This is a genomic window from Acidithiobacillus sp. (assembly GCF_023229925.1).
Taxonomy (GTDB): Bacteria; Pseudomonadota; Gammaproteobacteria; order Acidithiobacillales; family Acidithiobacillaceae; genus Acidithiobacillus.
Genome location: NZ_JALNYM010000001.1, coordinates 259,916 through 275,122 on the forward strand (window position 1 = coordinate 259,916; position 15,207 = coordinate 275,122).

At 54.9% G+C, this 15,207-nt stretch carries 10 protein-coding genes; all 10 read left to right on the forward strand.

Annotated elements, in window-relative coordinates; genetic code table 11:
- The first annotated feature begins 4 nt into the window (after window positions 1-4).
- The 10 genes from flgE to M0P56_RS01435 all read left to right on the forward strand — a co-directional run bounded on the left by flgE (window position 5) and on the right by M0P56_RS01435 (window position 15,200).
- A complete protein-coding gene (gene flgE, locus M0P56_RS01390; protein WP_291508263.1) occupies window positions 5-1,243 on the forward strand; it encodes a flagellar hook protein FlgE in 1,239 nt (412 codons plus the stop codon).
- An 11-nt stretch (window positions 1,244-1,254) separates the two neighbouring features.
- Entirely contained in the window at window positions 1,255-1,995 is a 741-nt protein-coding gene (flgF, locus tag M0P56_RS01395) for a flagellar basal-body rod protein FlgF (RefSeq protein ID WP_291508264.1), read from the forward strand.
- A 19-nt stretch (window positions 1,996-2,014) separates the two neighbouring features.
- Entirely contained in the window at window positions 2,015-2,800 is a 786-nt protein-coding gene (gene flgG / locus M0P56_RS01400) for a flagellar basal-body rod protein FlgG (protein WP_291508265.1), read from the forward strand.
- 9 nt (window positions 2,801-2,809) lie between these two features.
- Window positions 2,810-3,574, forward strand: coding sequence for a flagellar basal body L-ring protein FlgH (locus M0P56_RS01405; RefSeq protein WP_291508266.1), 765 nt, complete (start codon window positions 2,810-2,812; stop codon window positions 3,572-3,574).
- Between the two features lie 16 nt (window positions 3,575-3,590).
- Complete coding sequence (locus M0P56_RS01410; protein ID WP_291508267.1) at window positions 3,591-4,718, forward strand: flagellar basal body P-ring protein FlgI; 1,128 nt, start codon at window positions 3,591-3,593, stop codon at window positions 4,716-4,718.
- Window positions 4,715-5,677 (forward strand): flagellar assembly peptidoglycan hydrolase FlgJ, encoded by a 963-nt coding sequence (gene flgJ, locus M0P56_RS01415; RefSeq protein ID WP_291508268.1) that lies wholly within the window; start codon window positions 4,715-4,717, stop codon window positions 5,675-5,677. The genes M0P56_RS01410 and flgJ overlap by 4 nt, the downstream gene beginning before the upstream one ends.
- Window positions 5,678-5,746: 69 nt before the next feature.
- Window positions 5,747-6,109, forward strand: a complete 363-nt coding sequence (locus M0P56_RS01420; RefSeq protein WP_291508269.1) for a hypothetical protein — start codon at window positions 5,747-5,749, stop codon at window positions 6,107-6,109.
- Between the two features lies 1 nt (window position 6,110).
- Window positions 6,111-8,114 carry a flagellar hook-associated protein FlgK gene (flgK, locus tag M0P56_RS01425; RefSeq protein WP_291508270.1) on the forward strand — a complete coding sequence of 668 codons (2,004 nt, stop codon included), beginning with the start codon at window positions 6,111-6,113 and terminating at the stop codon, window positions 8,112-8,114.
- 11 nt (window positions 8,115-8,125) lie between these two features.
- Window positions 8,126-9,415, forward strand: a complete 1,290-nt coding sequence (gene flgL / locus M0P56_RS01430; protein WP_291508271.1) for a flagellar hook-associated protein FlgL — start codon at window positions 8,126-8,128, stop codon at window positions 9,413-9,415.
- A 25-nt stretch (window positions 9,416-9,440) separates the two neighbouring features.
- On the forward strand, window positions 9,441-15,200 hold the full coding sequence (locus tag M0P56_RS01435) for a glycosyltransferase (protein WP_291508272.1): 5,760 nt from the start codon (window positions 9,441-9,443) through the stop codon (window positions 15,198-15,200).
- The last annotated feature ends 7 nt before the right edge of the window (window positions 15,201-15,207 follow it).

Below are 15,207 nucleotides of genomic sequence, written 5' to 3' on the forward strand. Positions count from 1 at the left end.
TGATATGGGAACTTTCAATACAGCGTTGAGTGGTCTGCAAGCGGCGAGCACCAATCTGCAGGTGCTCGGCAATAACATCTCCAACGCTAATACCGTAGGTTTCAAGGGCTCCAATGCCCAGTTTGCCGATGCCTATGCGGCGGCCATGGCCAACGCCGCGCCGACTCAGGGGCAGGTGGGTATTGGTACCCAGGTGCAGACCATCGCCCAGCAATTTACTCAGGGCAATATCCAGACTACCAGTAATCCGCTGGACGTCGCGATTAACGGCAATGGTTTCTTTCAGTTCAATTACAACGGCGCCACGGTCTATGGTCGCAACGGCCAACTGCAATTGAACCAGAACGGGGTAATGGTGGATGGCAATGGTGGCGAACTGGTCGGCATTCAGGCGCAGAACGGAAAGCTGACGGGGGCCAGTGGGCCGCTGACTATCAGCCAGAATGCGTTGCCGCCGCAGGCCTCTTCCGGGCTGAGTATCGGGTTGAACCTGGATTCGACCAATACGCCGATCACCGGAACGGCCATCAATCCCAATAATCCCAGTACGTACAACTACTCTACGACGACGACGGTATACGACAGCCTGGGCACCCCACAATTGTTAACCACGTATTATCAATTGTCTTCGGCCAGCTCCACCAGCGGCCAGACGTGGAATGTGGGTTACTCCGCGACGGGAACGGCCAGTGGTACGGCAGCCAGCGGGACGCTTGCAACCCCCCTTCAATTCAATTCAAGCGGGCAAGTTCAGCCACCCAGTAGTGGAACTGTCAGCCTCCAGTGGGCAGATGGGGCCGCCCCCAGTACCCTCGCCGTCAATTTCAGCGGCAGTACTAACTACAACTCCGCCAATGCGGTCATCAATGCCAGCAGCAATGGCTACGGCACCGGCCAGCTCTCCGGCCTCTCCATCGATCCCAGCGGCAATATTTTCGCCCGCTACAGCAACGGCCAGTCGCAGGTCATGGGGCAGATTACGCTCACCCGCTTCGCCAACAATAACGGTTTGCAGAATCTCGGTAACAACTACTTGGCGCCGACCTATGTTTCCGGGCAACCCCTGTCGGGATCGCCGGGCAGTAGCAATCTGGGGGTGTTGCAGTCGGGTGCGGTGGAGCAGTCGAATGTGAATTTGTCGCAGTCTCTGGTGAATCTGATTGTCGCGCAGCAGGCCTATCAGGCTAACGCCCAGACCATCAAGACCCAGAATGCCGTGGTTCAGACGCTGTTAAGCCTGTGAGATAACGGACTATGGATACCCTCTACATTGCCATGACTGGAGCCCGCGCGATTCTGCAGCGGCAGACGGTAACCGCCAACAATCTGGCCAATGCCAACACCACCGGTTTTCGCGCTGACGAGGCCCAGTTCAGCGCCTTGCCGGTGTACGGTCAGGGCCTGCCAACCCGCGCCTATACAGCGACAGTGAACCAGAGTGTGGATTTCCAGTCCGGGCCGGTGGTGCATACGGGGCGGCCATTGGATGTGGCGGTCAATGGCCAGGGCTGGCTCGCGGTGCAGGGTCCCAGCGGACAGGAAGCGTATACGCGTGACGGCAATCTGCAGATCAGCGGACAAGGTATTCTGACGACGGCCACAGGTCATCCCGTGCTGGGCGTTAACGGCGCGCCCATTTCTCTGCCCCCTATGCAATCTCTGGTGATCGGTGCCGACGGGGTAGTCTCCGGCGTCCCCGTGGGGAGCCAGCCCGACGCGGTCATGGCCATTAACCAGATCAAGCTGGTGAATCCGCCGGAAAAGACTTTGCAGAAAGGCGCCGATGGCCTCTTTCAGACCAGCGGCGGCAAATCCGCGCCGGAGAATGCCAACGTCGTGCTGGAGCCGGGCGCGCTGGAAGGCAGTAATGTCAATCCGGTGAATAGCATGATCCAGATGCTGCAGGACAGTCGTCAGTTTGAAATTCAGACCAAGCTGATGCAGACCGTTTCGCAAGACCAGCAAAGCGCCACTCAACTGCTCGTGGTGCCATGATAAACAGGAGCAATGCCCAATGATGCGATCCCTCTATGTGGCCGCTACCGGTCTGGAAGGCGAGCAAACCAAGATGGACGTCATCGCCAATAATCTGGCGAACGTGAATACCACCGGTTTCAAACAATCCCGGGCGGTCTTTCAGGACTTGCTGTATCAAAATTTGCGTCAGCCCGGTGCGCAGTCTTCCCAGACGACGCAGTATCCTTCCGGTCTGCAACTGGGTACCGGGGTGCGGATAGTGTCCACAGAGCGTCTTATGACCCAGGGTAATCTTACTCAGACGGGTAATTCCCTGGACGTGGGCGTCAATGGGCAAGGTTTTTTCCAGGTCATGCAGCCCAACGGCACGATAGCTTATTCTCGGGATGGCACCTTTCAGATGAATAATCAGGGACAGTTGGTCACGTCCAACGGTTATCTTTTGCAGCCGCCAGTCACCATCCCGCCCAACTCGCAATCCATCACCATCGGTAGCGATGGGACGGTATCGGTGGTGTTGCCCGGACAGGCGCAGCCGCAGCAGGTGGGTACCATCCAGCTCGCCAATTTTATCAATCCCACGGGTCTGCAGAGTATCGGTGACAATCTCTACTTGCAGACGGGCTCTTCCGGTGCGCCCCAGACCGGCCAGCCGACCCTGAATGGTCTCGGTTCCGTGCAGCAGGGTTACCTGGAATCTTCCAACGTCAATGTGGTATCAGAACTGGTAAATATGATCTCCACCCAGCGTGCCTACGAGATTAACAGCAAGGCGGTGTCCACATCCGATTCCATGCTGCAGTATCTCACCCAGAATCTTTGAGGACAGTTGATGCGCGCGCGGGGAGGCGAAATGATGATCCTGGGCGGCCTGAATGGCCTCCTTTCTAATGGTTGGCGCGGCTTTGCCCGTGTCGTCATGGTCGTCGGATGCCTGTTCAGTCTTGGCGCCTGCGCTACGTTGAAGGGCCACCGCGACCTGAAGCCGCTGACGCCTCTGCCCATCCCGGCAAAGCCGGAATCTCTTGCCGCGCACCCCGCCAACGGGGCTATCTGGCAGACGGGGACCAATGTTTCCCTGTTTAATGACAACCGGGCCAATCGCATCGGAGATCTCATCACGGTGCTGATTCAGGAGAACTCCAGCGCTTCCAATAATACCAACACCGCCATCAACACCTCGGATTCGCTGAATGCGGCGCTGACCAATTTCTTCGGTATCACCCCCGCCTTTGGCAGCGTGGCGGGCAGCCCTTTCAGCCCCAGTATGGGAGCTACCAGCGGCCAGAAATATGGTGGTACCGGTGCCACGACCCAGAGCAATACCTTTACGGCGATGCTGGAAGTGACGGTGGTGCGGGTGCAGGGGAATGGCAATCTGGTGATTGAGGGATCCAAAGAGGTGTTGCTGAATGGCGGGCATGAATACATTCGGGTGGCCGGGATCGTGCGGCCCGCTGACGTGACGCCGCAAAACACTATCCTCTCGACCCAGATTGCAGATGCACGGGTGGAATATAGCGGCGACGGCAGTATTTATTCGGCGGCGCGGATGCCCTGGCTGGCGCGCTTTTTCCTGTCGCTGTGGCCGTTTTAACCGATAAGGTCCGATCATGAGAACGCTTCGTTGGAAAGGACTTCTGCTGATACTGATAACCATGACACCAGCGCTCGGGTATCTGGTCGGAGCGCATGCGGAAACCGTGCGCAATCTGGCTACGGTCGGCGGTGTGCGCAGCAACCAGTTGGTGGGCTACGGACTGGTGGTGGGGCTGAACGGAACAGGCGACCAAGCTACTCAGGTGCCCTATACCACACAGTCCCTGCTGAATATGTTTCAGCGCCTCGGTATCAACCTTCCGGCTTCCGTAGCCACCAATCTGCAGCCCAAAGATGTGGCCGCAGTGATCGTGACGGCCCATCTGCCGCCCTTTGCGCAACCTGGGCAGACCATTAATGTCACGGTGTCGGCAGTCGGCAATGCCAGCAGCCTGATGGGGGGCACCTTGCTGATGACGCCGTTGAAAGGTGCGGATGGGCAGACCTATGCCGTCGCTCAGGGCAATCTGATCGTCAGCGGTTTTGGGGCCAGTAGTAACGGCGCCTCGGCACAGGTCAACGTGACGACGGCCGGTACCATCCCCAATGGGGCGAATGTGGAGCGCACCGTCTCCAATGGATTCGATCAGGCCGGACCCATGACCCTGGAACTGCATACCCCGAGCTTTACCACCGCCGCGCGGATTGCGGACGTCATCAATCAGCAACTGGGCTCTGGCATTGCCGAGGCGATGAACGCAGGGGAGGTCACAGTGCAGGCCCCGACATCACCGGGGGCGCGGGTGACCTTCCTTTCCGAGATCGAGAATCTGGACGTCACCCCGGAAACCCCGCTCGCCAAGGTGATTATTGACGCGCGCAGCGGGACCGTGGTGCTGGGCCAGAATGTGACCTTGGGTTCCTGTGCCGTCGCCCACGGTAACCTCTCGGTAACCATCTCTCAGAAGTATCTCGTCAGTCAGCCGAATCCGCTGGGAGCCGGCCAGACCGTGGCAATTCCGCAAGCCAATGTGAACATTAACCAGTCCAACGCCAAGCTGCTGATGTTTAAGCCGGGCGTGAGTCTGGAGGCCGTCGTGCGTGCCTTGAATGCGGTGGGTGCGACGCCCACCGACCTGATCGCCATACTGCAGGCCATGAAGGCTGCAGGCGCACTGCATGCGCAACTGGAGGTAGTATGAGTGGCCCCGTAAGTCTCAGCGCCAGCACCCAGGCGGTGAATATCAACCCGAAAGCGGCATCCGCGGCGGCCAGCGATGCCCTGAATTTCTCGGGTCTGGCGCAACTGCGCAGTGATGCGCAGGCGCACAACCCACAGTCTATTATGGCGGTCGCTAAACAGTTTGAGGCGGTGCTGATGCAGGAAATGCTTTCGGCGATGTCTGCCACTTCATTTGGTTCCGACCTTACTGGGAAAAATGCCGGGCCGATGTTCAAGTCGATGTTCAACCAGCAGATCGCGCAAACCGTCAGTCAGGGTCAGGGGATGGGTGTCGCGCAGACCCTCGCCAGGGAGATCGCCAGTCGTTACCACTTGCACTGGGGTGAACATGGCAAACCTGCGCTGGCCGAAGGGAACATGCCGGTTCCAGGGCGCAATGCCGCCCTGCCATCTCCCGCAGCGGCATCGCCGTCCTGGGTCAAACCATCGCGGGCGCTGGTCCGGCAGGCCACCGCCTTTGTCGCCGCCATCCTGCCGGCCGTACAGTCCGTAGCGCGGAAACTGGGTGTCGCGCCCAAGGCCATCATCGCTCAGGCCGCTCTGGAAACCGGTTGGGGCAGCCATGTGGCCGGAAATAACCTCTTCGGTATAAAGGGGTCTGGTAGCTGGCAGGGACCATCGGTGAGCAGTCTGACTCACGAATTTGAGAATGGCGTGAATCAGGTGGAAACGGCTGCTTTTCGCGCCTATGGCAGTTTCCGCGCCAGTGTGCAGAACTACGCCCAACTGCTGCTCGATAATCCGCGTTACCAGTCCGCGCTGGGGCAGGGGAATAATGTTGCGGCTTTCGCAGAGGCCCTGCAGCAGGGCGGGTATGCCAGCGATCCACAATATGCCGGCAAACTGGTGGCAGTGGCCGATAGCCCATTGATGGAACAGGTGATGGCCGGGCTTCCGCAAGGCGCTGCCGGTGGCTAAACTCCGGCAGTTTTTGTGTCGTTAATGATGGAAAGCAGGGTTTTCTGCGATCGGGAGAAAGAAGGCGGCATGGGCGAGATGACCCCAGGGCAATATGAGCTGGAAACGGTGCAGGCGTTGACCAGCTTACTGCAGCTACAGAAGGCATGCTTGGCGCGCGCTGACTGGGGACAGGGTTTACCCGATTCGGAGCGGAGAAATTTTCTGGCCCGGCGTTTATTGCAATTGCGTGCGGAAATGGTTGGTAATGCGGCACCCGCTCCGGATCTGAATCAGGCGGTGCTAGGCCTGCAGGAAGCATATAGCGAACTGGATCATGCGGTGCGCCTTGCCAGTGCCGCGTTGCGGGATGCGCTGGCGCTTCTGCAGGGGCAGAAGACCGCCGTATATGGTGATCATGCTGGTCCGGGTCGTTCCTTGGGGAGTGCGTAAGATGTCGGGAATCAGCGGAATCGTCAATACAGCGCTTACGGGACTGCAGGCCGCGCAAAATGCGCTGCAGGTAACCGGCAATAACATCGCCAACGTCAACACCCCCGGCTATAGCCAGGAAAACGTAGTGCAGTCTACCACCACGCCCACTTTCATCGGGGGGCAGTACTATGGCAACGGCACCCAGATCACGACGGTGCAGCGGAGTTACAGCAGTTTTCTGCAAGGGCAGGTATGGTCGGCGACCGCCAGCGCGAGTGGCCAGGCCACGCTTTCCAGTTCGTTGCAGCAGGTTCTCGGCATACTCAATAACGGCGGCGTCAGTTCACAGGTCAGCCAGTTTTTTTCCGGGGTGGCGCAGGTGGCCGCCAGTCCCAGCGATATGCCCGCGCGTCAGAGCATGCTCAGCAATGCCCAGAACCTCAGCCAGACTTTTCAGTCCCTCGGTCAGCAATTAAGCAGCATCGGTGCCGGCGTCAACCAGCAAATCGGTCAGTCGGTCACCCAGATCAATGATCTCAGCCAGCAGATCGCCCAATTGAATACGCAGATATCCACCTTGCAGGGCGCGGGTAATGGTGCGGCCAACGACCTCCTCGACCAGCGTGACCAGCTCCTCACCCAGTTGAACGGCCAGGTGGGCGTGCAAGTGCTGCATCAGAACAACAGTCAGATCAACGTCTATCTCAGCAACGGGCAGGTGCTGGTGGCGGGCAGCAAATCCTTCGAACTCAAAACCCAGCCCAGCGCCTACAACCAGCAGACCATGGACGTCGCCTACGCCGGCAATGGCGCGAACATCAGCCATAACCTCAGCGGCGGTACCCTCGGTGGCCTGCTGCAGTTCCGCAGCCAGTCCCTCCACCCTGCCCAGAATGGCTTGGGGCAATTGGCCGACGGCTTAGCGGCGGCCCTCAACGCGCAGCAGGCGCAGGGGCTGAATCTCAACGGCAGCAGCGGCACGGCGCTCTTTGCCACGGGCGGTGTGCAGATTTTTGCCAATCAGGCGAATGCGGGTAGTGCAATCATCAGCGGCAGTATTACCCATGGCGGCGCGCTGACCGCCTCCGATTATATTCTGACAAATGCGGGCGGCGGTAACTGGACGCTGGCGGATCGCGGCAGTGGACAGGTAGTGGCCACCACCAGCGTCAGCAGCGGTGTGACTACCTTGAACTTCGGGAGTTTGGGCTTCAGCGTCAGTGTCTCGGGCGCGGTCTCCGGCAATAGCTTTCTCATCGAGCCCACCCGTTTGGGCGCCAGCAATATGCAGACCGTAATGACCGATCCCTCGGGCATCGCCGCCGCCAGCCCCTATGTCAGTAGTCCGGGGCAGGTGGTCAGCGGCAGCCTGGTCAACACCAATCTCGGCAATATGACCCTGTCTGCGGGTCAGTATGTGAGTAGCAAGAGCGCCGGTGCCAGGCTGGTCTCCGGGCTGGCCAGTTTCCCGACGCCATTGCAGGTCACCTTCACGCAGGGAGGGTCGGGCAGTGCAGCCGTCAGTTTCCAGATCAGCTCGGGGAGTGGGGGCGCCGGGGTGATCACCAGTGGCCGCGTGTCTCTGGGCGGGTCGGGTACCAGCATCGCTATCCAGAATCCCAACCCGCCCGGCGGCTACTGGCAGGTGAATCTCAGCGGCAGTCTGGCGGCATCGGGCGACGCCTTTACCCTCAGTCCGGGCGGCGTGGGTAGTAATGGCAATGCGCAGGCCATGGCCGCGCTGGCTACCGGCAAGGTCATGAGTAATGGCAGCGCGACCTTCAATGGCAGCGCGGCGCAATTGATCACCCAAGTGGCGTCCCAGGCCGGGCAGGCGCAGACCAGAGCGCAAGCCCAGGCGACGGTCCTGCAGCAGGCACAGGCCTCCCAGCAGTCGGTGTCTGGAGTCAATCTCAATCAGGAGGCCGCCAACCTGATCCTCTATCAACAGGCCTATCAGGCCGCCGCCAAGGCCATTTCGGTGGGAAACACGCTGTTCACGTCCCTCATTCAGGCCCTATAAGGAGATTCAACATGCGTGTCAGCACTTCTGAATTCTTTCAAAGCAGCTTAAGCGGCATGCTGAATCAGCAGAGCACGTTGAACACCCTCAGTCAGCAGCTTTCCACTGGCAATGCGTTGATCAACCCGGCGAGCAACCCGGTGGCTAATGCCCAGGTGCTCAACCTCAACAGTCAGATCGCCAACCTCAGCGGCTACCAGCAGAGTAATCAGTATGCCCAGCAGAACCTGCAACTAAGTTCCAGTGCCCTGCAGGGCGTTGGGACCCTGATCGATCAGGTGCAGCAACTGGCGGTGCAGATGAACAACGCCACCGTCAGCCCCAGCGATCTGCAGAATGCGGTGACTACCATGCAAGGTAACTTGCAGCAACTGGTACAGATGGCGAATACCCAGGATGCCAATGGCACCTATGTCTTTGCGGGTTCGCAGTCGGGTGTGACGCCATTTCAATTGCAGAGTAATAACCAGGTGCAGTATCTGGGTGATTCCGGCCAAAAAACCCTCGAGATTGGACCGGGGCTGACGGCGCCGGTGTCGCAGGCAGGGAATTCGGTTTTTATGAATATCCCGGCGGGAAATGGCAGTTTTACGGTGAGTGGTACCGCCACCGATGTGGGGACCACCACTTTGGGACCGGGAAGCGTTTTGAATCAGGCCGCCGCTAATGACCAGTTCGTGGTGAATGGCGCACAGTATCAGGTGACGATCAGCAATAACGGTTCCAGCGGCCTGACCTATAGCGTGAGCAGCGGCACGGGGCAGGTGGGTTCATCAGGCTGGAGCGGCAGTTCCGGGACGGTGGTATCCGGCAGCTACACGCCGGGCCAGAGCATAGCCATACCCAGCACACCAGGCAGCAGCCCCTTTATCAGTGTGCCCACCAACGGGCAACCGGGCGTCGGGCAGAGCGCTTCGTTTACCCTTGCCGCCGCTCAGCCGCAGAGCTTGTTTCAGACCTTTAATCACCTTATCACGGCCTTTCAGGCGGGCGGAGGATCGCCGGGCGCCAACACGCAACGCGCCCAGGATATCAGCAACGTTCTCGCCAATCTCAGTCAGGCGCAAACCACTCTGCTCAGCACGCAGAGCCAGATCGGATCACAACTGCAACAGGCCCAGAGTGTGCAGACCATGAGCGCCAATCTTACCCAGCAATTTCAGACCACGCAGGGCAGCCTGGCTGATATCAGCTACCCACAGGTAATCACGCAATTTCAGCAAAGCACCACTGCTCTGCAGGCGGCGCAAAAGGCCTTTGCGCAGGTGCAGGGGTTGAGTTTGTTTAATTACATCAGCTGACCGCGTTTTTCTGAGGGTGACTATTATGACTCCTGTTATAAGCATTGTTGTTGGTGGCGGGGAAGAGCAAAAAAGTTTTGGGGACGTGGTGGAGTTGCTGTCGGCTGCTTTGCAGGACCTTGGGTTTCATATCTTGACGGGAAGTCACATCCGGAAAGGCTGCTTTCTAAATATCGTTTTGTGTGCACATCTTCTGGAACGCTTTGATTTCTCGGAAGATAATATAGTTATATATAACTTTGAGCAGGTCGATGGAAATTCCCAATGGTTTGATACTGGGTATATGGATTTATTAAAGAAATATATTGTTTGGGATTATAGTCAAGTAAATATAAAAAACCTAGAAGCTCACGGAATAGATAATATTGTGCATGTTCCTCTTGGCTATCATAGATGCTTGGAAAGAGTAGAGAAGAAAAATAATAAAGACATAGACATTCTGTTTTATGGGGCTGTAAATGCCAGAAGAAAAAAAATAATTGATGAACTTTTAGGAATGAATGTTGCGGTTGTTGCAGTAACCGGGGTGTATGGAGTAGAACTTGATAAGTTATTAGAGAGATCTAAGGTGGTGGTTAATATTCATTATTATGATGCGAAAATATTCGAGCAGGTTAGGGCATGTTACCTTTTGAGTAATGCCTTATTTCTCTTGTCGGAAAGTGGCTCTGATCCGATAGAGACGGAATTTTCCGAGGGTGTAAGATTCTGTTCCTATGAACAGATAATTGATGTAGCGCTGGAGGCCCTTTCGGATGATGAAATGAGATGCCGTGTTTCTTCCAATGGTTATGAGTTGATAAAAAGAAAAAGTGAATCTAAAATTTTGGAAAAAGCCATTTCTTTCTATTCGAAAGAATTAGATAAATTTGTTGATATTCCATCTATAATAAATCTTGGTAGCGGAAAAGATTGGCGTGATGAATTTCTAAATATTGATATAAACGATCTATTTCTTCCAGACATTAAATGTGATTTTTCTGAGAGCATCGTTGGACAAACGTTTTCGACATCGCGTTTTGGTCCTGTTGTTCTCGGTAGGAATATGTTTGAGCAAATCATGTGCAATGATGTGCTGGAGCATGTTCACGATCTCGTCATGGTGATGACCAATTGTATTGAAATTTTGACTTGTGGAGGGATCCTGCAAGTACATGTTCCTTACGATTTATCCTGGGGTGCTTGGCAAGATCCTACTCATGTTCGTGCTTTCAATGAGAGAAGTTGGCTGTATTACACAGAATGGTTTTGGTACATAGGTTGGAATGATTACCGCTTTGACGTGGTGGAGTTGGAATTTCATTTAAGCGACGTTGGAAGGTCATTGTCTTCTGCTGGTATAGATTTCGAGGAAATAAAAAGAACAGCACGTGCAGTAGATTCCATGACTGTAACGCTGCGAAAAAGATTTCTTACAAGACAAGAAATTGAATCTATTCCTCTCTTTAGAGGTTCTTTTGAACGATCCAGAAAAAAGCAAGAAGTGTTCTCCCCTTATGAGGCTCAGAAAACGACTGAGTTTTGTGATGAAGATGCTTTGTATGAAACAAATCCGCTAGTTTCAATAATTATTTTGACGCTCAATCGTCCTGAAATGTTGCGGCGCGCGTTGCGAAGTGTTTATGCTCAGTCATATCGAAATCTAGAGGTAATGGTGTTAAATGATGGGGGCGAACCAGTTGAAAGCGTTTTGGTAGATACGCTTCATGAGGTCAGATTTTCCTATCTTTCGTTTTCTGAAAACGGGGGGCAGGCGCTCAGAAGAAATCAGGCTATTCAGGCCTCGCATGGGGATATCATAGTTTATCTGGATGACGATGATGTATACCAGAGAGAGCATGTAGAAATTATTATCCAGCATATGCGGTCTGGGAAATACGATTTTTGCTATACTGAATCGGATTATGTAATTGAGAAAGAAATAGCTGGAGAGTTCAGAGAAATTAGTAGGGCCAAGCAATTTGGTAATTGTGGATATAGTCGAGACCGTCTGCTCGTTGCGAACTTTATTCCTATTTGTTGTTGGGGGCACACAAGGAAAATATTTGACGATACTGGTGGCTTCTGCGAAGACTTTGGAGGTAATCATGAAGACTGGGAGTTTTTGCTGCGTATATCAGAAAGATTTGTGGTTTCTCATGTTCCAAAAATAACTGTTGAGGTTCACCATCGCGTAGAGGCGGATAATAGTCTTTCTAAGATTGCCAATTTTTCAGAGATATACGAAAAGGTATATCGAAAGTTTTCTGATATTACTCCTGAGGTGGAATTGGAAAGACAGAATACACTTTCGCGGTTATGTTCTAAAGTTTTTGCAGGTTCATATCCGCTCCAGAAAAGACAGGTTAGTATCTTAAATTCGAATGTTAAATACTGTAATTATGATGAATCTTTTTCTGAGGGGTTAGGCCATGCGGCGTTTTCTGTCATCCTGCACCTTTATTATGTAGATTTGTGGCCAGAATTTCTAGCTTATTTAAAAAGAATAGATGTGGAGTTTGAGTTGTTTGTTTCCTTGACAAGAGAGGGGGAATTCTTTTTAAATAAAATAAAACAAGATTTCCCTTCGGCCCATATTTTTGTTTTTAAAAATATTGGGAGAGATATTCTTCCACGCTTGGAGCTCGCGCGTTCGGCAATAGCCAATGATGCAAAATACCTTCTCTTTCTTCATAGCAAAAAATCTCCGCATTTAAAGGATCTTTCCGAAGAGCAAGTGCGAGGATGTATTCTCGAACATCGCAATGGTGATCAATGGCGCTTCGATTTATTGCAAAGGCTGGCAGATCCAGAAGCAGTTGAGAAGATCCTCGCACGGTTTGATAAGGATCCCAAGCTTGGATTGGTCGGTCCTGCAGGGTACTGGTTACTGTTGGCCAATCAGCCGCTTTTTCCTGCTTTTCAGAAGCTCAAAGCAGATCTTGCGTTGGCGGACAGAGGAGATGACGGTTTTTTTGCTGGGAGCATGTTTTGGGCAAGAAGTGATGCTCTCCGAGCATTGTTCGACTTACCGCCGCAATCACTTGCGTTTGAGGAAGAGCGTGGGCAGGTTGACCATACGTTAGCGCATGCCTTTGAGAGGGTTTTTACCTTGGTCGCGGGTCAGGCTGGGTACACCGCTGAGGATACGGCAGGCCGAGTTCTGTGCCATGCGGAACCTGCTATCGTACCGTGGCTGCATGATCAACCCTGGTTCCTACAGGGAAAGCAATGGGCGCAAGCATGGTTTGATTCGCATCCGCAACCTACGCGCCTTGGTTGCGTGCTTGTTGGCGATAAAAATAAAAAGAGCGCATGCATTGAAGAGTATCTGGTTACGCAGTGGGCATCTTTTGCTGATGTTGTTGAGTGTCCAAAAAAGAGAGATCTCCTTCTGACATTTAATATCGCGCTGAAAGCACTCGATGCCGACTGGATCTCTCTTCTCGACGCCGGTGATCAACTTTCTCCCGATGCCAGCTTTCGCATTCAGCAGGCTATTGCCAGGCATCCCGAGTGGCAACTGATTTATACCGATGAGGATTCTCTGACTGCCGACGGGCAACACGTCAATCCGCATTGCAAGCCGGACATGAATATCGATTATCTACGTAGCTTGCCTTATGTGGGTGGCTTGTTGGTAATCAAAAAATCGCTCTTTGAACAATTGGGCGGTTTTGATCCGCAGGCAGATGGTGCGGAGGATTATGATTTTGTTCTGCGCGCCTGGGAGTTGTTGGGAGACGTCGGCATCGGCCACATTCCGCAGGTACTCTATCATCGCTTACAAGGCAGTGGGCATTGCGATAAATCCATTGTAGAAATCCTTGCCGCCAGCAAGGCGGCGTTGGAGCGCCATCTCGCGCGCCTGGGTATCGCCGCCAGTGTGGAGTCAGGGCCGTTTCCGCCCTCTACGCGGGTGCGCTATCCTTTGCCACGGCAACCGCTAGTCTCGATCCTGATCCCGACCCGCAATCAGGTGGAGATGTTGCAGCGTTGTGTGGAATCAATTATCGAAAAAACGCACTATCCGCACTATGAAATTCTCATTATCGATAACGATAGTGACGAGGCCGAGGCGCGCACCTATCTCGATTTGCTGCGTCAGCAAGAAGCAATCCTCAGTGATCGGCTGCAGGTAATTGCCTACCCTGGTCCCTTCAATTTTTCGGCGATGAACAACGCGGCGGTAAAGCAGGCGCGCGGCGAATTTATCTTGTTGTTGAACAATGACACGGCGGTGCTGCACGAAGATTGGCTGGAAGAAATGATGAGCCACGCCCTGCGCCAGGAGGTCGGTATTGTTGGTGCAAAACTGCTTTTTCCTGATAGTCGCATTCAGCATGCCGGGGTGATTCTCGGGATGCGTGGTCCGGCAGAACATCCCTTTATCGGGCAGCCAGCGGACTCTCGGGGGTACTTCGGGCGGGCGATGTTGACCCAAGATCTCTCGGCGGTGACTGGAGCCTGTTTGCTGATCAGTAAAAACCTGTATGAGCAGGTGGGTGCCCTAGACGAGCAGGCATTTCAGGTCTCCTATAACGATGTCGATCTCTGTCTGAAGGTGCGCGAGCAAGGCAAAAAAATCATCTTCACCCCTTGGGCGATACTGCTGCATGAAGGGTCGGCCAGCCAGCGCGGTGCAGTAGAGCAGAAACCCAGCCCGGAAAAAGAAAAACGCTTTGTCGGCGAAAAAATGGCCTTTTATCGCAAGTGGTTGCCGCAACTGGCCTTCGATCCGGCCTATAACCGGCAACTCAGTTTGGCGAGCACCGACTTTCTTATCGAGGGAGAGGCGGCTCTGACTTGGGACCCGGAATGGCGGCCACGCCCGCGCATCCTGGTGCATCCCGCCGACCGGGAGGGTTGCGGTGAATACCGCATCATCTCGCCCATGCGGGCGCTGCGAGCGGCCGGAAGAGTGCAGGGCTGGGAGACCATGCGGATTTTTGAGCCCGCCGAGATGGAGCGATTTTCCCCCGACAGTATTGTCCTCCAGCGGCAGATGGAATGGCCGCAAATCGAAGCGCTGGAGCGCCACAAGCGTCTCCATACGGCCTTCCGCGTCTTCGAGATTGACGACCTCATCACCAATCTGCCCGTAAAAAGCGTACACAAGGGACAGATTCACAAGGACATCGCCAAGCGTTTCCGCAAGGCGGCGGGTTTTTGTGATCGTCTGGTGGTGGCTACCGAACCGCTGGCGCAGGCCTACAAGGGTTTCAGCGATGAAGTGCGCGTACAGCCCAACTGCGTCGAGCGGGCGGTCTGGGGTGATCTGCTACCGCGTCGCCGTGGTGGCGCCAAGCCGCGTGTCGGTTGGGCCGGCGGGGTAGGGCATACGGGCGATTTGGAGTTGGTGGCCGACGTGGTGCGTGACCTCGCCAACGCGGTGGAGTGGGTGTTTTTCGGACTCTGTCCCGAAGCCCTGCGTCCTTATGTGCATGAATTTCATCCCGGTGTACCGTTGCCGCAGTATCCCGCCAAACTGGCCAGCCTCGATCTGGATTTGGCTATCGCGCCGCTGGAAGAAAACCCCTTTAACGATGCCAAGAGCCATCTGCGAATACTGGAATACGGCGTGCTGGGCTTTCCCGTGGTCTGCTCGAATATCACGCCTTATCAGGGAGATTTTCCGGTCTGGCGGGTGGCCAACCGGTATCGCGACTGGATGAAGGCAATCCGGGAGGCTATCTCGGACCGGGCAGCGCTTGCCGCCGCCGGTGATGCTCTGCGCGATCAGGTGCGGGCACGCTGGATGCTGGAAGATCGCCTCGACGATTGGTTGCAGGCGTGGTTGCCTTGAGCGGCTC